Source organism: Cognatiluteimonas profundi, from assembly GCF_009792795.1.
Taxonomy (GTDB): Bacteria; Pseudomonadota; Gammaproteobacteria; order Xanthomonadales; family Xanthomonadaceae; genus Cognatiluteimonas; species Cognatiluteimonas profundi.
In genome coordinates this window covers 38,221-59,542 of the sequence record NZ_VKHQ01000004.1, presented here as the reverse complement: position 1 = coordinate 59,542, position 21,322 = coordinate 38,221, and the positions used below count along the sequence as shown (strand labels likewise).

Genomic DNA, 21,322 nt, shown 5'->3' with positions numbered 1-21,322 from the left:
CCGCCATTCGATGACGGGCTGGAACCTGGTTACACCAACGCCTGTTCGAAGTCCGCGACCAGGTCGTCGATATGTTCCAGGCCAACCGAAATCCGCAGCAGGTCCTGTGGCGAGACCGGATGCGCGCCTTCCACCGATGCGCGGTGCTCGATGAGCGATTCGCAGCCGCCCAAAGACGTGGCGTTGGTGAACAAGCGCAGTTTGCCGGCTGTCGACAGCGCGGCTTCGCGTCCGCCGCGCAGCTGGATGCTCATCATCGCGCCGTAATCGGACATCTGCCGCGCGGCGACGGCGTGGCCGGCGTGTGCCGCCAGGCCTGGATAGTTCACGCGTTTGATCGCCGGGTGCGTGGCGAGGAAATCGGCGAGCCTGCGTGCGTTGGCACAGTGCAATGCCATCCGCGCCGGCAGCGAACGACAGCCACGCAGGGTCAGCCACGCATTGAAGGGTGCCAGCACCGCGCCGGTGATGTGGCGGCGGTGGGCGACACGATCGAAGAAGTCGTCGCGTCGCGCGAACACCAGCGCGCCACCCAGCACATCGCTGTGGCCGCCGAAGTATTTGGTCGTCGAGTGCATCACGACGTCGGCGCCCAGCGACACGGGGCGCTGCAGCACCGGCGTGGCGAAGGTGTTGTCGCAGGCCAGCAATGCGCCATGGGCCCGTGCAATGCGCGACAGCGCGGCGACATCGCAGACCTTCAGCAGCGGGTTGGATGGCGTTTCCACCCAGATCAGCGCGACCGGCGCGGCAGCGCACGCAGCTTCCACCGCGGGCAGGTCGGCCATGTCGACGGCGATGGCGTGGACGTCGCGTTCGGGCAGGAACTCAGCGGCCAGGTAGCGCAATCCGCTGTAGCAATCGTCGGGAATCAGGATGCGAGATCCCGGCGGCAGGGCTTCGAGCACGCCGCTGATGGCGGCCATGCCGGACGCGAACACCAACGCTCCAGCGCCGCCTTCCAGCGTCGCCAGTGCGGTTTCCAGTCGGTCCTGCGTCGGGTTGCCCTCGCGCTGGTACTCATAGCCGGACTGGCGTTCACCGGCGGGTCCGTGGCGGAACGTCGTTGCCAGGTGGATGGGCGGGGCCACGGCGCCGGTTTCGGCATCGGGTTCGGCGCCGGCGTGGACGGCGAGTGTCGCGGGATGCAGCGTGCTGGTGGCGGACATCGTCAACCCCTTGCGATCTGGAAGGCTTCGCGCGCCGCGGCCAGGGTGTGCGCGATTTCGGCATCCCCATGCGCGCTGGACATGAATCCGGCCTCGAATGCGGAGGGCGCGAGATAGACGCCGCGATCGAGCATGGCGTGGAAGAATCGATTGAACGCTGCGGTGTCGCAGGCCAGCGCCTGTGCGTAGGTGTCGACTTTTTCGCTGGTGAAGAACAAGCCGAACATGCCGCCGATGCGGTTGCTCGTCAGCGGCACGCCGGCATCGCGCGCGGCTGCCTCCAGTCCGTCGCACAGCACGTTGGTGCGTTGTCCAAGGTCGGCGTGGAAACCGGGTTGGGCCACCAGGTCGAGCATTGCCAGGCCTGCGGCCATGGCCACCGGGTTGCCGCTGAGCGTTCCCGCCTGGTAGATCGGGCCGCTCGGCGCGATCTGCTCCATCAGCTCGCGGCGCCCGCCATATGCGCCGACCGGCATGCCGCCGCCGATGATCTTGCCGAAGGTGCTCAGGTCCGGGGCGACTGCGTACAGCCCTTGTGCGCCGCCAAGCGCGACCCGGAAGCCCGTCATCACTTCATCGAAGATCAGCAGTGCGCCGTGTTGCGTGCACAGCTCGCGCAGGTGCGCCAGGAAGCCGTCGCGCGGTGGCAGGCAATTCGCGTTGCCGACGACGGGCTCGATGATCAGGCCGGCGATCATGTCGCCGTGCTGGTCGAACATCGCGGTGGCGGCGTCGAAGTCGTTGAAGGGCAGGGTGAGCGTCAGGTCGGCCAGCGCCTTGGGCACGCCGGGCGACGTCGGCACGCCGAATGTCAGCGCGCCGCTGCCGGCCTTGACCAGGAAGGAGTCGCCGTGGCCGTGGTAGCAGCCTTCGAACTTGACGATGCAGGCGCGCCCGGTCGCGCCACGGGCGAGGCGGATCGCCGACAGCGTGGCTTCGGTCCCGGAGTTCACCATGCGCACCATCTCGCAGCTTGGCACCAGCGACCTGATGCGCTCGGCCATCGTGACTTCAAGCGGATTGGGCGCGCCGAAGCTCAGTCCGTCCCGCGCCACGCGCATGACGGCTTCAAGCACGGCCGGATGGTTGTGGCCGGCGATCATGGGGCCCCACGAGCCGACATAGTCGACATACCGGTTGCCGTCGACGTCGACCAGGTAGGCGCCTTCGGCACGCTGCACGAAGAAGGGTTCGCCCCCCACCGATTTGAATGCCCGCACCGGCGAGTTGACGCCACCAGGCATGAGCGCTTGCGCGCGTGCGAACAGGGCTTGCGAACGGCTGGTGTCCATGGGGCTTCTTGTGGTGGGGATGGGGGTCAGGCGAAGCAGGCGGCGTACGCACGAGCGGCTGCGACGGGATCGGGCGCATCGAAAACCCCGCTGATCGCGGCGATCATGTCGGCACCGGCGGCAATCACGGACCTGGCATTGTCCGGGCTTATCCCTCCGATCGCCACCAGCGGCAAGCCGGTGATGCGCGCGCGTTGCAGCAGGTCGATCGACGCGCGTCGTGCGGTTGGTTTGGTCGGTGAGACGAAGAACGCGCCGAACGCGAGGTAATCGGCGCCCTGCGCGGCGGCATCCAGGCCGAGCCGGATGTCGTCGTAGCAGGAGACACCGACGATCGCATCGTTGCCGAGCAACGCACGTGCAGCGGCGACGGCGCCATCATGTTCACCAAGGTGCACGCCATCGGCGCCCGTCGAGGCAGCGAGCGCGGCGTCGTCATTGACGATCAACGGCACGCGGGCTTCCGTGCACAGCGTGCGCAAGGCATCGACCTGGCGCAGGCGTTGCCGCGGCGACGCCCGCTTGTTGCGGTATTGCAGGCAGGCTGCATGCGCCAGCACGGGTGCAACCCGGGCCAGCAAGCGACCATCGTCGGGTTCATCGGGCGTGATCAGGTACAGGCCCCGCAACAGCCCGGCCTGCGGCGATTCCCGCCGCATGTCATGTCGCGTCATGCCGATGCGGCCTTGTCCATCCGTGCATTATCGGCTTTCGGGGATGCGCTGGTGATGGGACAATGTGGCTTCCCCTGCATTGCCGCGATCCCGAATGAACAGCGCCGTTGCCAGCACGACCGCCTACCGCACCTGGATGTGTGTGGTCTGCGGCTTCATTTACGACGAGGCAACAGGCCTTCCCGAGGAAGGCATCGCGGCCGGTACGCGCTGGGAAGACGTCCCCGATACGTGGACGTGCCCGGACTGCGGCGTGACCAAGGACGACTTCGAGATGATGCCGCTCTGACGAGCGCCAGCAATGGCAGCCGCCTGACGCGTCAGTTGGGCTTGGCCGCGCCGCTGCTCAACTCGACAACGCGTTCGCGCAGCGAACCGACGTCGGCCGCCTCCGGGTTCATTTGCAGGTAGCGGCCCAGGTCGCGCCTGGCGCCATGGCGATGGCCGAGCTTGAAGTAACCCAGGCCGCGATCGCGCAATGCATCGGCGTTGTCAGGGGCGAGCTTGAGGATCCGGTCGGCACAGCGCACCGCGCGCTCCCAATCGTCGCGCTCGCTGTAGACGCCATGCAGGTTGCGCAACATCCGCATCAGCATCGACCGGTTGGATGCCGGGTTCAGGATGCGGAACAGCGCCTCGTCATCGGGCATCTCGCCACCCAGGTGCGGGCGTGCGCGCAGGCGGAGCTCTTCCTCGTCCAGCGGCCGCCCGCGGTTGAAGGGATCCATCACCAGCACGCCGTCGTCGATGGGCAGGCGCACCAGGAAATGCCCGGGGAACGACACGCCATCGAGCGGCAGGCCGAGCCTGCGTGCAACTTCCATCTGCACCAGTGCCAGCGAGATCGGATTGCCGAGGCGGCGATCGAAAACCTCGTTGAGATAGCTGTTGCGCGGATCGTAGTATTCGTCGTGGTTGCCGGCGTAGCCGAGTTCATCGAACAGGTGTCGGTTGATCGCCTGCATCTTCAGCGGGAAGCTGTCGGTGGCGTCAACCTCCGGACGCAAGTGCGCGGAATGGCTGCTGATGAGCGCGTCGTAGAGGGCGGCATCGAGCAGGGGATATTCGTCGCGCGCGATCAGCAGCGCGGTGGCCAGCAAGGGCACGCTGTCGTCGTCCAGCCCGGCGAGCGAATTCCAGTCTGGAAGTGTCATTCCGGCACGCATGTGGCAAGCCTGCTCCGCGATACCGGGCGGCGCAAGACCTGCACCGCCGCAACTCAATGCGGTGTCGCGATTTGTGGATCGATTCGCAATTCGGTCCCGTCGAGCAGTTGCAGGCGAGCGGCCTGGCCCGCGTTGAGCTCCAGCACGTAGCGCGCGGGCGCAATGCTGGGATACGGCGGGCACCCGTCGCCGAGCGTGCAGGGCGCTACGTCGCGCTGCTGCGAAACCAGCCTGCGCGCATTGTCGAAGTAGAGGATGTCCAGCGGGATATGGGTGTTCTTCATCCAGTAGGCCTGCGGTTCCTCGCGCTCATGGATGAACAACATGCCGTGGTCGGCGGGCATTGAATCGCGGAACATCAAGCCGCGTTCGCGCTGGGCATCGGTCACTGCCACCTCGACGCTGTAGCGCTTGCCTGCCAGGTCGACCCACGGCGCGCGCGCGCTGGCGCAGCCGGAGAGAAGCACGATGCAGGCGAAAACGCTGGTGATTCCACGCATTGGAGAAGCTCCTGGAAGTGTGGGAAGACCTTGATCCGCGGCATCTGGTGCGTCAAGCGACGCGACCCCTTCCCAAAGCCGATGTTGCCGTGCACAATGCGCGCCCCTGCCGGGCAAGCTGCTGAACGCAACCCCGGCCCGGAACGAAAAAAACCTCCTCACGAGGTGTTGACGTTCTCGGAAACAGGTGTAATATGTGCGGCTCGGTCGGGCACTTCGGTGACGACCACGGGATCAGGCGCTGAGGCCGGTCCAACGATCTTTGACAGTGTGCGCAGGTGACTTGTGCGGGCGTCTGGCGGGTGGATGACTGTCCATTTGCAGATGTTCGTACGAAGTCTCAAGCAATCAAGAAAGCATGCAAATGCGAGTAATCGAGTAGCAAAAAGGCTTTGGACGGATTCTGCACTCAAAGCAATTGGCAACACCTTTATCGGTGAAGCCGCAAAACTTAAGTGAAGAGTTTGATCCTGGCTCAGAGTGAACGCTGGCGGCAGGCCTAACACATGCAAGTCGAACGGCAGCACAGCAGTAGCAATACTGTGGGTGGCGAGTGGCGGACGGGTGAGGAATACATCGGAATCTGCCTTATCGTGGGGGATAACGTAGGGAAACTTACGCTAATACCGCATACGACCTACGGGTGAAAGCGGAGGACCTTCGGGCTTCGCGCGATAAGATGAGCCGATGTCGGATTAGCTAGTTGGCGGGGTAAAGGCCCACCAAGGCGACGATCCGTAGCTGGTCTGAGAGGATGATCAGCCACACTGGAACTGAGACACGGTCCAGACTCCTACGGGAGGCAGCAGTGGGGAATATTGGACAATGGGCGCAAGCCTGATCCAGCCATGCCGCGTGGGTGAAGAAGGCCTTCGGGTTGTAAAGCCCTTTTGTCCGGAAAGAAAAGCTTCGGGCTAATACCCCGGGGTCCTGACGGTACCGGAAGAATAAGCACCGGCTAACTTCGTGCCAGCAGCCGCGGTAATACGAAGGGTGCAAGCGTTACTCGGAATTACTGGGCGTAAAGCGTGCGTAGGTGGTTTGTTAAGTCTGATGTGAAAGCCCTGGGCTCAACCTGGGAATTGCATTGGATACTGGCAGGCTAGAGTGCGGTAGAGGATGGCGGAATTCCCGGTGTAGCAGTGAAATGCGTAGAGATCGGGAGGAACATCTGTGGCGAAGGCGGCCATCTGGACCAGCACTGACACTGAGGCACGAAAGCGTGGGGAGCAAACAGGATTAGATACCCTGGTAGTCCACGCCCTAAACGATGCGAACTGGATGTTGGGAGCAACTAGGCTCTCAGTATCGAAGCTAACGCGTTAAGTTCGCCGCCTGGGGAGTACGGTCGCAAGACTGAAACTCAAAGGAATTGACGGGGGCCCGCACAAGCGGTGGAGTATGTGGTTTAATTCGATGCAACGCGCAGAACCTTACCTGGCCTTGACATCCACGGAATCCTTTAGAGATAGAGGAGTGCCTTCGGGAACCGTGAGACAGGTGCTGCATGGCTGTCGTCAGCTCGTGTCGTGAGATGTTGGGTTAAGTCCCGCAACGAGCGCAACCCTTGTCCTTAGTTGCCAGCACGTAATGGTGGGAACTCTAAGGAGACCGCCGGTGACAAACCGGAGGAAGGTGGGGATGACGTCAAGTCATCATGGCCCTTACGGCCAGGGCTACACACGTACTACAATGGTGGGGACAGAGGGCTGCAATCCCGCGAGGGTGAGCCAATCCCAGAAACCCCATCTCAGTCCGGATCGGAGTCTGCAACTCGACTCCGTGAAGTCGGAATCGCTAGTAATCGCAGATCAGCATTGCTGCGGTGAATACGTTCCCGGGCCTTGTACACACCGCCCGTCACACCATGGGAGTGGGTTGCACCAGAAGTAGCTAGTCTAACCTTCGGGAGGACGGTTACCACGGTGTGATTCATGACTGGGGTGAAGTCGTAACAAGGTAGCCGTATCGGAAGGTGCGGCTGGATCACCTCCTTTAGAGACAAAAAGACAGCTTAATTGCCTGTCCAGGCGTCCGCACAAGTGACCTGCATCCAGAGTTTTCGGCCTGCCTGAAAGGGCATGACGCCGACGGAGTGTCCCGTTCTAGATGCTCCTTCGTGAGCATGGGGCCATAGCTCAGCTGGGAGAGCACCTGCTTTGCAAGCAGGGGGTCGTCGGTTCGATCCCGACTGGCTCCACCATCTGAACTCGCGACATTGGGTCTGTAGCTCAGGTGGTTAGAGCGCACCCCTGATAAGGGTGAGGCCGGTGGTTCGAGTCCTCCCAGACCCACCACCAAGCGAAACTCTGGATGATTCTGCGCACACACATAAAGATTTGAAGCGACCTGGCGCTGAAGCCGGTGTCGTGTTCTTTGACAATTCGGGACGTAGCGAACGCTTGGGGCAAGAGTCCAGGCGTTTCGTAAAGGCTAAGGCGAAGTGCCGAGAGGCATTTCAACATTTGAAGTGATAGTCGTTGGATTCGCGACGACATATCCCCGAGGCGACTTGGGGTTATATGGTCAAGCGAATAAGCGCACACGGTGGATGCCTTGGCGGTCAGAGGCGATGAAGGACGTGGCAGCCTGCGAAAAGTGTCGGGGAGCTGGCAACAAGCTTTGATCCGGCAATGTCCGAATGGGGAAACCCACTCCGCAAGGAGTACTGCATGGTGAATACATAGCCATGCAGGGCGAACCCGGGGAACTGAAATATCTAAGTACCCGGAGGAAAAGAAATCAACCGAGATTCCCTAAGTAGCGACGAGCGAACGGGGAGAAGCCCAAAAGTCATTTTGGTTCTAGCAAAACAGTCTGGAAAGACTGGCCAGAGATGGTGAAAGCCCAGTATGCGAAAGGGCCTTAATGATGAAAAATGAGTAGGGCGGGGCACGTGAAACCCTGTCTGAACATGGGGGGACCATCCTCCAAGGCTAAATACTCCTGACCGACCGATAGTGAACCAGTACCGTGAGGGAAAGGCGAAAAGAACCCTGGTGAAGGGAGTGAAATAGATCCTGAAACCGTGTGCGTACAAGCAGTGGGAGCCCCTTCGTGGGGTGACTGCGTACCTTTTGTATAATGGGTCAGCGACTTACTGTTCGTGGCAAGCTTAACCGTATAGGGGAGGCGAAGGGAAACCGAGTCTGATAAGGGCGCATAGTCGCGGGCAGTAGACCCGAAACCGGGTGATCTAGTCATGCCCAGGGTGAAGGTCAGGTAACACTGACTGGAGGCCCGAACCCACTCCCGTTGCAAAGGTAGGGGATGAGGTGTGATTAGGAGTGAAAAGCTAATCGAACCCGGAGATAGCTGGTTCTCCTCGAAAGCTATTTAGGTAGCGCCTCGGACGAATACTGCTGGGGGTAGAGCACTGTTATGGCTAGGGGGTCATTGCGACTTACCAAACCATGGCAAACTCCGAATACCAGCACGTACTATCCGGGAGACACACGGCGGGTGCTAACGTTCGTCGTGAAAAGGGAAACAACCCAGACCCACAGCTAAGGTCCCAAATTCATCGCTAAGTGGAAAACGATGTGGAAAGGCACAGACAGCCAGGAGGTTGGCTTAGAAGCAGCCACCCTTTAAAGAAAGCGTAATAGCTCACTGGTCGAGTCGGTCTGCGCGGAAGATTTAACGGGGCTAAGCGATGAACCGAAGCTTGGGGTGTGCACATTTATGTGTACGCGGTAGAGGAGCGTTCCGTAAGCCGTTGAAGGTGGATTGAGAAGTCCGCTGGAGGTATCGGAAGTGCGAATGCTGACATGAGTAACGATAATGCGGGTGAAAAGCCCGCACGCCGAAAGCCCAAGGTTTCCTTGCGCAACGTTAATCGACGCAGGGTGAGTCGGCCCCTAAGGCGAGGCAGAAATGCGTAGTCGATGGGAAGCTGGTTAATATTCCAGCACCTCGCATAAGTGCGATGGAGGGACGGAGAAGGTTAGGTATACCGGGCGTTGGTTGTCCCGGGGAAAGCAGGTAGGCGGATCCCTTAGGCAAATCCGGGGGGTCATTAACGCCGAGCAGCGAGACGAGCCCTTCTGGGCGAAGTTACCGATACCACGCTTCCAGGAAAATCTCCTAAGCTTCAGCTTATGCAGACCGTACCGTAAACCGACACAGGTGGGCAGGATGAGAATTCTAAGGCGCTTGAGAGAACTCGGGTGAAGGAACTAGGCAACATGGCACCGTAACTTCGGGAGAAGGTGCACCCTTTTTGGTGGCTACATGCGTAGCTGAGCTGAAGAGGGTCGCAGTGACCAGGCCGCTGCGACTGTTTATCAAAAACACAGCACTCTGCAAACACGAAAGTGGACGTATAGGGTGTGACGCCTGCCCGGTGCTGGAAGGTTAATTGATGGGGTCAGCCGCAAGGCGAAGCTCTTGATCGAAGCCCCAGTAAACGGCGGCCGTAACTATAACGGTCCTAAGGTAGCGAAATTCCTTGTCGGGTAAGTTCCGACCTGCACGAATGGCGTAACGACAGCGGCGCTGTCTCCACCCGAGACTCAGTGAAATTGAAATCGCTGTGAAGATGCAGCGTTCCCGCGGCAAGACGGAAAGACCCCGTGAACCTTTACTATAGCTTTACACTGAACGTTGAGTTCGTCTGTGTAGGATAGGTGGGAGCCTATGAAACCCTGGCGCTAGCTGGGGTGGAGGCAACCTTGAAATACCACCCTGTCGTGCTTGACGTTCTAACCTGGGCCCGTTATCCGGGTCGGGGACCGTGTATGGTGGGTAGTTTGACTGGGGCGGTCTCCTCCCAAAGAGTAACGGAGGAGCACGAAGGTACGCTCAGCGCGGTCGGACATCGCGCACTGTGTGCAAAGGCATAAGCGTGCTTGACTGCAAGATCGACGGATCAAGCAGGTACGAAAGTAGGTCTTAGTGATCCGGTGGTTCTGTATGGAAGGGCCATCGCTCAACGGATAAAAGGTACTCCGGGGATAACAGGCTGATACCGCCCAAGAGTTCATATCGACGGCGGTGTTTGGCACCTCGATGTCGGCTCATCACATCCTGGGGCTGTAGTCGGTCCCAAGGGTATGGCTGTTCGCCATTTAAAGTGGTACGCGAGCTGGGTTCAGAACGTCGTGAGACAGTTCGGTCCCTATCTGTCGTGGGCGTTGGAGATTTGAGAGGGGCTGCTCCTAGTACGAGAGGACCGGAGTGGACGAATCTCTGGTGTTCCGGTTGTCACGCCAGTGGCATTGCCGGGTAGCTACATTCGGAAGCGATAACCGCTGAAAGCATCTAAGCGGGAAGCGCGCCTCAAGATGAGATCTCCCGGGACTTCAGTCCCCTAAAGGAACCATCAAGACTAGGTGGTTGATAGGCTGGGTGTGTAAGTGCAGCAATGTATTGAGCTAACCAGTACTAATGATCCGTGTGGCTTGACCATATAACCTCAAGTGGCTTTGCCCTTTACGAAGCACCGAAACTGCTTCAATCCCGCTACGTCCCGACCTTATTCGCTGAAGGCGAGCCTTTATGGGCTCGTTCGGAGGCAACAGAACGAGAGCGTGTGCGCGTCAGCCGATCCATTGGCTCGCGACCCTCCACCCTCTCCCTGGTGACAATAGCTGCGTGGAACCACCCGATCCCATCCCGAACTCGGAAGTGAAACGCGCACGCGCCGATGGTAGTGTGCATTTAGCATGCGAGAGTAGGTCATCGCCAGGGGCTTTACCCAAAACCCCGCAGCCAACGCTGCGGGGTTTTTCTTTGGGCTTCGATCAGGCGCGCGTCACCGTTGTCGCCCGATATCAATCCGGGTGCGAGTCAGTAGGTGGATTGCGGTTCACGCGGCGCTGCCTGTACGGCGGCCGGGTGCTTCCGGTGAGCTTGGGGTGGACTGGAATCTAGAAAACCTCGGGGGTTTCTCTGCCCACGATCACTACGTCGGCGGGACGGCGGGCAAACAAACCCACGCTGACCACCCCGGGTATCTGGTTGAGCGCGGACTCCATGGCCACCGGGTCGGTGATGCGAAGCCCATGCACGTCGAGCACCCAATTGCCGTTGTCGGTGGTGACGCCTTCGCGCCAGACCGGTTGTCCCCCGGTCTGCAAGACGATTTCGCGTGCCACCAGGCTGCGGGCCATCGGGATGACCTCCACAGGCAATGGAAACCGACCGAGGAGTTCGACCCGCTTGGCCGGATCGATGATGCAGACGAACTTGTCGCTCGCCTGCGCAATGATTTTTTCCCGGGTCAGTGCGGCTCCGCCGCCCTTGATCAGGCGCTTGTGCGCGTCGCACTCATCTGCGCCATCGACATAGAGCCGCAGTGGACCTGCGCTGTTGAGATCCATTACCTCGATTCCGAGGCTGCGCAAGCGCTGGGAGCTCTGTTCCGAGCTCGATACGGCTCCGGCAATGCGGTGCTTGATCCTTCCGAGCGCCTCGATGAAAAAAGCCACGGTCGAGCCGGTGCCGACCCCCACGATCATCCCGTCTTCGACAAAGTCGATGGCTTTCTCGCCGGCCAGCCGCTTGGCATTTACAGCGGCGTTGTCATTGGGTGTCATCGGGGGCGGATTCCATGGATAGCAGGTGCTCCCATTGTGCCGGCGTCACCGGCATCACCGATAGCCGGCTGCCCCGCCTGACCAGGGGGAATTCCTGGCCAAGATCCTCCGCGTGGGACTTGATCGCATCGAGCGAGAGCGGCCTTTCCAGGGTGCGCACGTACTGGACGTCGACAAGGAACCAGCGGGGCTCCTCCGGGGACGCCTTTTCGTCGAAGTATTTCGATTTCGGGTTGAACTGCGTGGGGTCTGGATAGGCCGTGCACGCGACCCGCGCAAGGCCGTAGATGCCGGGCACTTCGGTATTGGAGTGGTAGAAAAACACCCCGTCCCCCGGTTGCATGTCACGCATGAAGTTGCGCGCCTGGTAATTGCGCACGCCTGTCCAAGGCTCGGTCCCGACGCGCTGCAGGTCGTCGATCGAGAAATCTCCCGGCTCCGACTTCATCAGCCAATAGCGTTTGCGTCGCGTCATGGGTTCAGGCCGTTGTTGATGAGGCAATCGCTTTCGGTGCAGACAGCGTCGAGTCCGACATCCCACGGCCGTGCCGTTAGTGCGCCAAGCTCCTGGATGGCAAAAGCCGCGCCCACCAGCCACGGAGGCGCTGGTTGCGAATTCCGGAATGCGAAGCTGCGGTCATACCAGCCTCCGCCCATGCCCAGCCGGTTTCCGGTGCGGTCAAAGCCGACGACGGGCACGACGGCCATCGCAATCGCCGCCGCCTCGATGCAGTCCGACGACTGCACGTCCGGCTCCGGAATCCCGAACCGATTGGTGACCAGCGGGTCGCCGGGACGCCAGGGTGCAAATAGAAGATGCTGCCCCGACAACACCGGCAGGCAGTAGGTCAGTGTTGGCGACAGCCGCAACTGCCAGACGTGCAACGCGATCTCCCCGTCCATGGCCCAGTATCCGGCAACAAACCCGGAAACTGGTGCAAAGGGAAGCTCGAGCAATCGTTGTGCGAGCGATTCCGCGGCCGCCATGCGCTCGGCAACGGGAATGGCGCGCCGGGAAGCACGCAGCTGCTGGCGAAGATGGTCGCGGTCAACCGTCATTGCCCGGCAATGCCCCGGGCTGGGTGCGATTGCCCATGCCGGATGCCCGGCATCGATTGAAAAAATGCGTCCTCCGCCATGACGATGCGTGCCAAACGACCTTGAACCCGGGGTTCAAGTGGGAATGCCTGGACGCCATCGGGCTTCCCGCTACAAGGCGGACTTGCACACCCGGCTTCCGCTGCATCCCCGTGGTCGTCATTAAGGGACAAGGCGTATGTTTGAGCGCGCCGTCGGACACGGCAGAGGACACGCGCGCAGTATAACGCCAGCGAAAACACCGGCCCATCCGTTCGTCCGATGAAACTCGCCTGGCGTTCAGTCGTCGTATCGCGGCGCATTGCGAAGGGCCGGACGTGCACGTCCCGGCTGCCTCTCGGCGTTGTGTGACTCACGACGCAGTCGCGTCAAGCGCTCCATCGAGCTTTCGCTGCAGTGACTCGAGCAGGACCGCCGCGTCGTGTTGCGCGCCTTGGTTCTGCTCCCGCAATTGCTGCAATTCATGCGCCAGGTTGAGCGCTGCCAGCACTGCGATGCGGTCCACCGCGGCCATGCGGTTTGATCCGCGCACCTCCCGCATCTTGCCGTCGAGCAGCCTTGCAGCTGCCATGAGGCTGTCGCGAGCCTCCGGCTCGACACCGATGGTGTACTCACGATCCAGCACATGGATGTTGACCGGCTCGCTCGTGCTCATGTGTGTTGCTCCAGCGATTTCAGTCGCGCGATCATTGCTTCCACGCGCGAGCGGGCCTGTTCGTTTTTTGCAACCAACTGGGCGCGATCGCTGGACAATTGCTCCTGCTGCACGCGCAGGCTGCGATTCTCCGCTGCCAGCTGGCGGGCGCGATCCGACAACGCATCGACGCGGGCGGCGATGGCGCGCAGCTGGGCAATCATCTCGGCGTTGTCCATGCGGCACGATAGGCAGCGTCCGTCGGCCGGTCAAGGCGGGCCTTCCTGGGCGGCTTGCCGTCAGGCCGGAGCCGTTGCCCCCGAGGGCGCCCAGTTGCGGATGAAGGCTAGACACCGGTGGGCCTCGAGCGGAGGCGACAACCAGAAGCCCTGGATTTCGTCGCACAGGTGCTCGCGCAGGAATCGCATCTGCGCCTCGGTTTCGACCCCTTCGGCCACCACGTTCAGCCCCAGCGACCGGGCCATCGCGATGATGGTGGTGGTGATGGCCGCATCGTCGGAACCCAGCGTCAGGTCGTCGACGAATTCCTTGTCGATCTTCAATGTGTTGATCGGCAGTCGCTTGAGATAGGACAGCGAGGAGTAGCCGGTGCCGAAGTCGTCGATCGCAAGCGAAACGCCCAGATGCCGGAGCGCACGCAGCGTGTCCGCTGTCTGCTCGGCGTTGGCCATGACCACGCTCTCGGTCAGCTCCAGCTCGATGGAGGACGGGGGCAGCTGTGTTTCGGCAAGGACCCGTTCGACGACGCCGGGGAAGTCGCCCCGCAGCAGCTGCAGCACCGACACGTTGATCGACATCGCCAGCCCTTCCAGCCCGTGCTGGTGCCAACGACGCAAGGTCAGGCAGGATTCGCGCAGCACCCATTCGCCGATCTCGAGGATGAGGCCGCTCTCCTCGGCGAGGGGTATGAACTGCGTTGGCGAAATGTCGCCGTGTTCCTCGCTGCGCCAGCGCAGCAAGGCTTCCACGCCGACGATGCGGTTTTGCGCCAGCGCCAACCTTGGCTGGTAGACCATGCGCAGTTCGCCACGGTCGAGCACCTTGCGCAGCGCGCCCGACAACGTCGCACGGCGGCGGATCGTCACGTCCATCGAATCGATGTAGCGCAGGTAGGTGCGTCGCCCTGCCGCCTTCGCCTGGTACATGGCGGTATCGGCCTGTTTCAGCAATTCGGTGGGCACCTGCGCGTTGTCGGGATACACGCTGATGCCGATCGAGGTCGAGATCGAGACTTCCTGGCGGTCGTCGAGCAGCAGCGGCGCGCCAAACGCCATGATGATTTCCCGTGCCGCCTTCTCGGCTTGTTCGGGCGACTTCAGGTTCTCCAGGACGACGGTGAATTCATCGCCACCCAGGCGGGCCACTGTGTGCTGTGCGCCGACGGTGTCCTGCAGCCGAACGGCGGCGGCGCGCAGGATCCGGTCGCCGGCGGCGTGGCCCAGCGAATCGTTGATGTCCTTGAAACGATCCAGGTCCAGGAACAGCACCGCGATGTAGCTGTTCTGGCGCCTGGCGCGCACGATCGCCCGCGACAGGCGCTCCGAGAGCAATGTGCGGTTCGGCAGGTTGGTCAACGTATCGAAGTTCGCCAGGTAGCGCAGTTCCTGTTCGGCGCGCTTCTGGTCGGTGATGTCGCTCAGCACCATGACGTACAGCGTGTGCTCGCCGCTGCTGTCGAGGACCGAGCTGCACTCGTATGCGCAGAGGAACTCCTCGCCGTCCTTGCGCTGCTGCCACATCTCGCCCGACCAGCGCCCGTGTTGCTGCAGTTGGTGGCGGATGTCGCGGTAGAAGTCGAGGTCGTGCTGGGAGCTGTCCAGCAGGCTGCCGTTCCGGCCAATGATCTCGCCGTCGTCATAACCGGTCATGCGGCAGAAGGCCGGATTGACCGATACGAAATGGAAGTGCCGGTCCAGCACCGACACCGCCTCGCTCATGCTGCGCAGCACCTGGGCGGCGATGCGGCGCTCGCGTTCCGCATCGCGGTTGTCCGTGATGTTGCGCGCGGTTCCCGCGATGCGTCGTGCACGGCCGTCCGGGGCGCGCTCGACGACGCGGCCACGCGCGCGCGTCCAGATCCATTCCCCATTGTCATCCTGGATGCGATGCTCGGACAGGAACAGGGGGCTGTCCCCGCGCAAGTGCCTGCGAAGGTGTTCGCGTACCTGCTGCAGGTCGTCGGGATGGATCTGGTGGTCGACTTCGATGTCGGTCTCGACTGCGATCGCCGCAGTGCTCGCCACGTCGTCCTTGACGCGCGTGCGCTGCAGTTCGTCGCGCACCAGGTCGTAGTCCCAGAATTGCTCGCCGGACGCCCACAAAGCCAGCTTCAGGCGCTCCTCCCGGTCGCGGATGCGCGAGAAATAATCCCGATCCTTCCGCGCGCGCTGTTGCAGTCGCAACCACAGCACGATCAGCAGCAACGAAGCCAGCAGGACGTATCCAGCCAGCGCCAGCGGACTGCGCCACCACGGCGGCTCCACCGTGATCGGCAAGCGGAGTTCGCGGGTATTCCAGACGCCGTCGTGGTTGGTGCTTTGGGCACGGAAGGTGTATCGACCGGCCGGTAGCAGGGTGTAGGTGATCTCGCTGCGGTTGCCATTGTCGATCCAGTCCGTATCCACCCCGTCGATCCGGTAGCGGTAGCGGATCCTGGAATTGCCCAGGTAATCGAGTGCTCCGATTCGCAGGCGCAGGATTCCCGCGGACTCGGCGAATTCCAGCCCGCCACTGGCCCGCGGGGGCGAGGCATCGTCCGCACTGGCGCCAACATGCGCGGAGAGCAGGCGCAGGGGCGGCTCCCACCGGCTGTCGAGCGTTTGCGCCGGGTCGAACACATTCAGGCCGTTGACGCCGCCGAAGGCGAGTCGACCATCGCGCAGCATGGCCGCCGCACCGCCATTGAATTCAAGGTCCTGCAATCCGTCGGACAGACCGTACTGGCGCAGCGCGCCGCTGCGCGGATTGAAGCGCAGCAGCCCGCGATCCGTCCCCAGCCACAGGCTGCCTGCCGTGTCGGCGACCAGGCTGAACACCAGCGGCATGGGCTGCCCGGCCATTGCCGTTTCCAACGGCTGCGTGAAGCGAACGACGCCATCGGGATCGTCAATGCGATTGAGGCCTCCATGGCTGCCGACCCAGATCGTGCCGTTGGCGTCCTGCCACAGCGCGCGTACGAGGTTCCCCGCCAGCCCCGTGCCATCGGCCTGCTGCTGGAAGTGGCTCAGGCGCCCGGTGCGGGGATCGAGGCGATCCAACCCATGGCCGGTCCCGATCCAGACGCGCCCCATGGCGTCAACCAGCAACGCATGCACGGTCGGATGGGCCAGTCCATGCGCGTTCCCGTCAAGGAAGGGAATGTGCTGCACCAGGGCCGCACGCCCGGGGCTTGCCGGACGGAACCGGATCAATCCGACGTCGCTGCTTCCCAGCCACAAGGAGCCGTCGGGGCCCACGGCAACGCTGCGCAAACTCGGTTGGCCGATACCGGGAACCGCGATGGCATGGACGGAGGGGGTGTGCGGATCCAACTGGAACAATCCGGCGGAAGTCGCCATCCAGAACAGGCCATCGTTGGAATCCGCAAAAGCCATGACCCGGGTCGGGCTCGTGGAAGCCTGGGCGCCCACCTGCAGGATGGCGCTGTAGTCATCGAATCCGCTTGCGCTGTCGTAACGCAGCAGGCGGCCATCGTCGCTGGCCAGCCACAACCGCCCATCGTCGCTCTGGTGCACGGCGCGGATGCTGTTGCCCTGCGTCGTGGTTGCCAGCTCCCGGTCGACGAGATAGGGAAAGCGCGCGCCGCGACTGTCGGCAACGGCGGCGCCATGCAACTGTCCGCCCACCCACAGCAGTCCGGCCTTGTCGACCAGCAGCGCGTTGATGCCGTCCTCGGGCAGCGAGGCGGGCAGGGTGTCGTCCTGGCGAAGGGATGTCGTGCGGCCGGTGGTCGGATCGAAGCGGCGCAGACCCGCTGCGGAAATGGCCATCCAGACCCGCCCATCCGGGGATTCGGAGAGCGCACGCACATCGCGGGGCTCGGCGTCGTTCGCTGCACGCGGCCACGCCTGCACCAGCGTCCGCCGGTCCGTGACCAGGTACAGGCCCGATCTCCCCCCCGCCCAGATCCGTCCGGAACGGTCGCGCAGCAATGCATCGACCGGTAACGCGGGACTGAGTTGCGCAGCCGTCGTCGCGCCGCGATCCAGCCGGTACAAACCGGCCGCGGTGCCGTACCAGAGCGTGCCTTGCGCATCGCGCATCAGGGCCTGGGACTTGCCCGCGAGCAGGCTGGAAGGCAGTGACAGGATGCGCGTCTGCTGGCCGGTAGCCGGATCCAGCCGATCGAGTCCGTCGACCGTGCCGATCCAGACCTCCCGCGGCGACGCCACCATTGCAAACACCTGGCGGCCATTGTTGCCATGTCCCTTGGCGGCAAACCGGCGGACATGGCCGGTGTCCAGGTCCAGGCGCGCCACGTATCGGGAGTAGGTGCCGATCCACAGGCCGCGTTCCCCGTCGCCCGACAGCGCGGTAATGAAGCTGTCGGGAATGCTGTCGGGGTCGTGCGGGTTTTCGCGGTACAGGGTGTAGCGCTGGCCATCGAAGCGATGCAGGCCGCCCTGGGTTCCGATCCAGATGAAGCCGTCGGGATCCTGCGCCAGCGCAGTGACCGATTTCTGCGCCAACCCGTCGTTGCCGCCGGCCTGTTCGAAGTAGTAGTCGCGAACCGCGGCGCTGGATTGCGGAGCGAGCGATGCCGCCGCGAGCGTCCCGAGGACGCAGGCAAGGGCGATGCCAGGACGACGCCAGCATGCGACAAGCTTTGCGAAGGCGGACAAGCGCAAAGGCGCCACACCCCTGGACGACGATTTCGGCAGTGTAGGCCATGCGCGGACGTCCGTACCGTGCCGATGGGCTTTGCGGTCGCTACACTGTGGTGCCCGCACTGCCTGGTCCGATCCGTGCCTGCAACGCTTCCTGCGCTGACCGATGTGGAGCATTCCGTGCGCCAGCTTGGCCTGGGCGTCGATCCTTCGGAGCTGCATGGCGCCCTGTGCGGCTGGCTCGCCGGCGGCGGTGCGCAAACGCCCGATTGGCTGGCCCAGGTACTGGCCGATGACGCCATGCTGCCGGTGGTCGCCGACAGCGCGCTGGATCGCCTGCGTCGCGCGAGCGCCAGCCAGCTGGAAGACCGCAGCTTTGGATTCGAGCTGCTGCTTCCCGATGCCGACGCGTCGTTGACGCGGCGCAGCGGCGCGGTCTTCGACTGGTGCCGCGGTTTCCTTGGCGGGTTCGGCCTGGCGGCCGGGCAGGCGCCATCGCTGTCGGAGGAGAGCAACGAGGCGCTGGTCGATATCGCCCGGCTGGCGGCAGCCACCGCACAGGACGAGGGCGACGAGGAGGATGAGGAAGCCCTCATCGAGATCGAGGAATTCATCCGCGTCGCCGTGCTGCTCCTGCATGGCGACTGCGTACTGGCGGCGCAGCATCGCCGCGGCCTGAACTGAGCAGCCGGGGCATCCGACACGACATGGCAATGCGTCCCTTGGCTGACCTGACTCCATCGCGTTACGCGCAGCGGCGCAAACAGCTGATGCGGATGTCCGGCGAGGACACGATCCTGATACTGGCGGCAGCGCCCGAGCGCGTACGCAGCCGCGACACCCACCATCCCTATCGGCAGGATTCCGACCTGCTGTATCTCACCGGCTTTCCCGAGCCCGAGGCAGTCCTGGTGTTGGTGCCCGGACGCGAGCATGGCGAGGCGATCCTGTTCTGTCGCGAGCGCGATCCCGATCGCGAGGGCTGGGATGGACCGCGCTGCGGCCCCGAAGGCGCCGTCGATCGTCATGGCATGGATGACGCCTATCCGATCACCGACATCGACGACATCCTTCCGGGCCTGCTCGAAGGTCGCAGCCGCGTTTACTACCACTTCGGTCGCGATGCGGAATTCGACCTGAAGCTCATCGGCTGGGTCAACCGCGTGCGCGCCATGATGCGGATGGGCGCGCAACCGCCGCACGAGTTCCTCGAACTCGGCCATCTGCTGGATGAGCAGCGGCTGTTCAAGTCCGCCGATGAATTGAAGTTGATGCAGCGCGCGGCCGACATCAGCATCCGCGCGCATGAGCTGGCGATGCGGGCCAGCCGTCCCGGCCTCTACGAGTACGAATTGCAGGCCGAGATCGAGCGCGTGTTCCGGCTCAACGACGCGGTGCCGGCCTACGGCAGCATCGTCGGCGCGGGGCGCAATGCCTGCGTGCTGCACTACGTCGCAAACAATGCCCTGGCCCGGGACGGCGATCTCGTGCTGGTCGACGCCGGCGCCGAATACCGCGGGTACGCGTCGGACATCACGCGTACGTTTCCGGTCAACGGCCGGTTTTCACCCGAGCAGCGCGCGCTGCACGATCTTGTCGGAGCTGCGCAGGCGGCGGCGTTGATGCATGCCAGGCCCGGCGTTGCCTACCAGGATGGCCACGAAGCCGCGGTGCGAACGCTGACCGAAGGGCTGCTCAAGCTCGGCCTGCTGAAGGGCTCGCTGGAGAAGAACATCTCAACCGGCGCGTACAAGCGGTTCTACCGCCACAAGACCGGCCACTGGCTTGGCCTGGACGTGCACGACGTCGGCGAGTACCGCATCGATGGCGAGTCGCGCCTGCTCGAACCCGGCATGGTGTTCACGGTCGAGCCCGGTCTGTACGTGGCGCCGGATGACCAGGGCGTTGCTGCGAAGTGGCGCGGCATCGGCATCCGCATCGAGGACGATGTCGTCATCACCCGCGATGGCCATCGCGTCATCACCGACAAGCTTGCGCGCAGCGCGGATGACGTCGAAAGCCTGATGGCGACCGCCTGATCATCCGCACTGCCGGCGCTGCCCGCCGTCGTTTCAGGCGCCTGAGAATCCGTCGCGCGTGAGGTTTTCCGGCGCGCCGTCCGTGCACGCGACGTCGTCCTCGATGCGGATGCCGCCGAACGGGCGGAAGGCATCGACGCGGCTCCAGTCGACGCTTGTACCCAGCGCACCTTGCCGCAGCGGTTCGAGCAGCATGTCGATGAAGTAGATCCCCGGTTCGATCGTCACCACCATGCCCGGTTGCAGGACGCGGGTCAGGCGCAGGTAGGGATGCCCCTCGGGCCTGGGCAGGAGTCCGCCGCTGTCGGACGCGGCGAAGCCCGCGACTTCGTGCACCTGCAGGCCGATGCCGTGGCCGATGCCGTGCGGGAAGAACGCAGATGAGACGCCGGTGGCGACCGCGGTTTCGGGCGCAACCTTGATGACGCCGAAGTCGGCCAGGATGGATGCCAGCGCGAGATGCGCGTCCAGGTGCAGTTGTCGATAGTCGACCCCGGCACGGACCTGTGAACACATTGCCTGCTGCGCGGTATCCACGGCATCGATCAATGACTGGAAGTCGTCGCCGCGATCGTGCGAATACGTCCGCGTGATGTCGCAGGCGTACCCCGCGTGGCTGGCTCCGGCGTCGATCAGGAAACTGCGCAGCCGTGACGGGGCGGCGAGGTCCAGGTCGGTGTAATGGAGCACGGCGCCGTGCGCGTTGAGGGCGACGATGTTGTTGTACGGCAACTGGCAGGCATCCTGCCGTGCGGCGGCGCAGTACGCCATGTGGATGTCGAACTCGGCCAGGCCGGCGCGGAAGGCCGCTTCCGCGGCGCGATGCCCGCGGACGCCGGCGCGCGTGGCCTGCCGCATCATCTCCACTTCATATGGCGTCTTGAACGCGCGGTGGTATTCCAGGTAGGCGATGACGGATGGCGGGTTGTCGGGGACGAATGCACCCAGCGCGCTCTGTGGTTCACCGAGGATCGCGCAGCGAGCGGGATCCTTCGGCAGGTGCTGCAATGCCTCGTCCGCGGTGCGGACAACGACGATGTCGAAATGTCCCGTCCAGGGACCGGACGGAGATTCCGGGACGACATGCCAATAGTCGTGCGGTTGCAGGTAGATCAGCTTCGGCCGGACGCCGGGCGTGACGACCAGCCAGCTACCCGGGTTGCGCGTGAGCGGCAGCCAGGCCTTGAATTGCGGATTGACGGCGTAGGGATAGTCGCGGTCATCGAACAACTGGTAACGCAGGGTGCCGCTCGGCACCACCAGGTGGTCCAGGCGGCCGCGTTCCAGCGCGGCGGCAGTGCGGCTTTGCAACACATCCAGATGTGCGGCATATAGGATGGCAGGGTCGGCAGTCATGTCATGGG

At 63.2% G+C, this 21,322-nt stretch carries 15 protein-coding genes, 2 tRNA genes, 3 rRNA genes and 1 other RNA gene; 8 read left to right on the top strand and 13 right to left on the bottom strand.

Annotation, left to right across the window (positions count from 1 at the left end; genetic code table 11):
• Window positions 1-29: 29 nt before the first annotated feature.
• From GST15_RS06865 to thiE, 3 genes are read right to left on the bottom strand one after another with little or no spacing between them, the layout of a single operon-like run.
• Complete coding sequence (locus tag GST15_RS06865; RefSeq protein ID WP_159016530.1) at window positions 30-1,169, bottom strand: trans-sulfuration enzyme family protein; 1,140 nt, start codon at window positions 1,167-1,169, stop codon at window positions 30-32.
• A gap of 2 nt (window positions 1,170-1,171) precedes the next feature.
• Window positions 1,172-2,461, bottom strand: coding sequence for a glutamate-1-semialdehyde 2,1-aminomutase (gene hemL, locus GST15_RS06860; RefSeq protein ID WP_159016529.1), 1,290 nt, complete (start codon window positions 2,459-2,461; stop codon window positions 1,172-1,174).
• A gap of 26 nt (window positions 2,462-2,487) precedes the next feature.
• Window positions 2,488-3,135, bottom strand: coding sequence for a thiamine phosphate synthase (thiE, locus tag GST15_RS06855; RefSeq protein WP_233263092.1), 648 nt, complete (start codon window positions 3,133-3,135; stop codon window positions 2,488-2,490).
• A 94-nt stretch (window positions 3,136-3,229) separates the two neighbouring features.
• On the opposite strand from thiE, the gene GST15_RS06850 reads away from it, so the two are divergent.
• Entirely contained in the window at window positions 3,230-3,424 is a 195-nt protein-coding gene (locus GST15_RS06850) for a rubredoxin (RefSeq protein WP_159016528.1), read from the top strand.
• Window positions 3,425-3,455: 31 nt separating this feature from the next.
• On the opposite strand, the gene GST15_RS06845 is transcribed toward GST15_RS06850, so the two are convergent.
• Window positions 3,456-4,301: a SirB1 family protein gene (locus GST15_RS06845; RefSeq protein ID WP_159016527.1), complete on the bottom strand. Its 846-nt coding sequence runs from the start codon at window positions 4,299-4,301 to the stop codon at window positions 3,456-3,458.
• Window positions 4,302-4,354: 53 nt separating this feature from the next.
• Window positions 4,355-4,801, bottom strand: coding sequence for a DUF192 domain-containing protein (locus GST15_RS06840; protein ID WP_159016526.1), 447 nt, complete (start codon window positions 4,799-4,801; stop codon window positions 4,355-4,357).
• Window positions 4,802-5,253: 452 nt separating this feature from the next.
• Here GST15_RS06840 and GST15_RS06835 point away from each other — a divergent pair.
• The 5 genes from GST15_RS06835 to rrf all read left to right on the top strand — a co-directional run bounded on the left by GST15_RS06835 (window position 5,254) and on the right by rrf (window position 10,492).
• Window positions 5,254-6,798 (top strand): 16S ribosomal RNA (locus GST15_RS06835).
• A gap of 130 nt (window positions 6,799-6,928) precedes the next feature.
• Window positions 6,929-7,004, top strand: a tRNA-Ala gene (locus GST15_RS06830).
• A 17-nt stretch (window positions 7,005-7,021) separates the two neighbouring features.
• Window positions 7,022-7,098, top strand: a tRNA-Ile gene (locus GST15_RS06825).
• Window positions 7,099-7,325: 227 nt separating this feature from the next.
• A 23S ribosomal RNA gene (locus tag GST15_RS06820) occupies window positions 7,326-10,211 on the top strand.
• 167 nt (window positions 10,212-10,378) lie between these two features.
• Window positions 10,379-10,492 (top strand): 5S ribosomal RNA (rrf, locus tag GST15_RS06815).
• Together the 16S, 23S and 5S rRNA genes with 2 tRNA genes alongside form the textbook arrangement of a ribosomal RNA operon.
• Window positions 10,493-10,671: 179 nt before the next feature.
• Here the strand turns inward: rrf and rpiA are convergent.
• The 7 genes from rpiA to GST15_RS06780 all read right to left on the bottom strand — a co-directional run bounded on the left by rpiA (window position 10,672) and on the right by GST15_RS06780 (window position 17,934).
• A complete protein-coding gene (gene rpiA, locus GST15_RS06810; protein WP_159016525.1) occupies window positions 10,672-11,340 on the bottom strand; it encodes a ribose-5-phosphate isomerase RpiA in 669 nt (222 codons plus the stop codon).
• Window positions 11,327-11,815, bottom strand: coding sequence for an EVE domain-containing protein (locus GST15_RS06805; RefSeq protein ID WP_159016524.1), 489 nt, complete (start codon window positions 11,813-11,815; stop codon window positions 11,327-11,329). Before GST15_RS06805 ends, rpiA begins: the two co-directional genes overlap by 14 nt.
• Entirely contained in the window at window positions 11,812-12,399 is a 588-nt protein-coding gene (locus tag GST15_RS06800; RefSeq protein WP_159016523.1) for a 5-formyltetrahydrofolate cyclo-ligase, read from the bottom strand. The genes GST15_RS06805 and GST15_RS06800 overlap by 4 nt, the downstream gene beginning before the upstream one ends.
• Window positions 12,400-12,465: 66 nt before the next feature.
• Window positions 12,466-12,651: non-coding RNA, 6S RNA (ssrS, locus tag GST15_RS06795), on the bottom strand.
• A 139-nt stretch (window positions 12,652-12,790) separates the two neighbouring features.
• Window positions 12,791-13,093: a cell division protein ZapA gene (locus GST15_RS06790; protein ID WP_159016522.1), complete on the bottom strand. Its 303-nt coding sequence runs from the start codon at window positions 13,091-13,093 to the stop codon at window positions 12,791-12,793.
• The gene (locus tag GST15_RS06785; RefSeq protein ID WP_159016521.1) at window positions 13,090-13,311 is read right to left on the bottom strand and encodes a TIGR02449 family protein; all 222 of its coding nucleotides are present in this window, start codon (window positions 13,309-13,311) and stop codon (window positions 13,090-13,092) included. Before GST15_RS06785 ends, GST15_RS06790 begins: the two co-directional genes overlap by 4 nt.
• Window positions 13,312-13,371: 60 nt before the next feature.
• Entirely contained in the window at window positions 13,372-17,934 is a 4,563-nt protein-coding gene (locus GST15_RS06780) for an EAL domain-containing protein (RefSeq protein WP_159016520.1), read from the bottom strand.
• A 123-nt stretch (window positions 17,935-18,057) separates the two neighbouring features.
• Between GST15_RS06780 and GST15_RS06775 the strand changes: the two genes are divergently transcribed.
• Window positions 18,058-18,603, top strand: coding sequence for a UPF0149 family protein (locus GST15_RS06775; RefSeq protein WP_233263091.1), 546 nt, complete (start codon window positions 18,058-18,060; stop codon window positions 18,601-18,603).
• Between the two features lie 29 nt (window positions 18,604-18,632).
• Window positions 18,633-19,958 (top strand): aminopeptidase P N-terminal domain-containing protein, encoded by a 1,326-nt coding sequence (locus tag GST15_RS06770; RefSeq protein WP_159016519.1) that lies wholly within the window; start codon window positions 18,633-18,635, stop codon window positions 19,956-19,958.
• Window positions 19,959-19,991: 33 nt separating this feature from the next.
• Here the strand turns inward: GST15_RS06770 and pepQ are convergent, their stop codons facing one another.
• Complete coding sequence (pepQ, locus tag GST15_RS06765; RefSeq protein ID WP_159016518.1) at window positions 19,992-21,314, bottom strand: Xaa-Pro dipeptidase; 1,323 nt, start codon at window positions 21,312-21,314, stop codon at window positions 19,992-19,994.
• Window positions 21,315-21,322 lie beyond the last annotated feature (8 nt).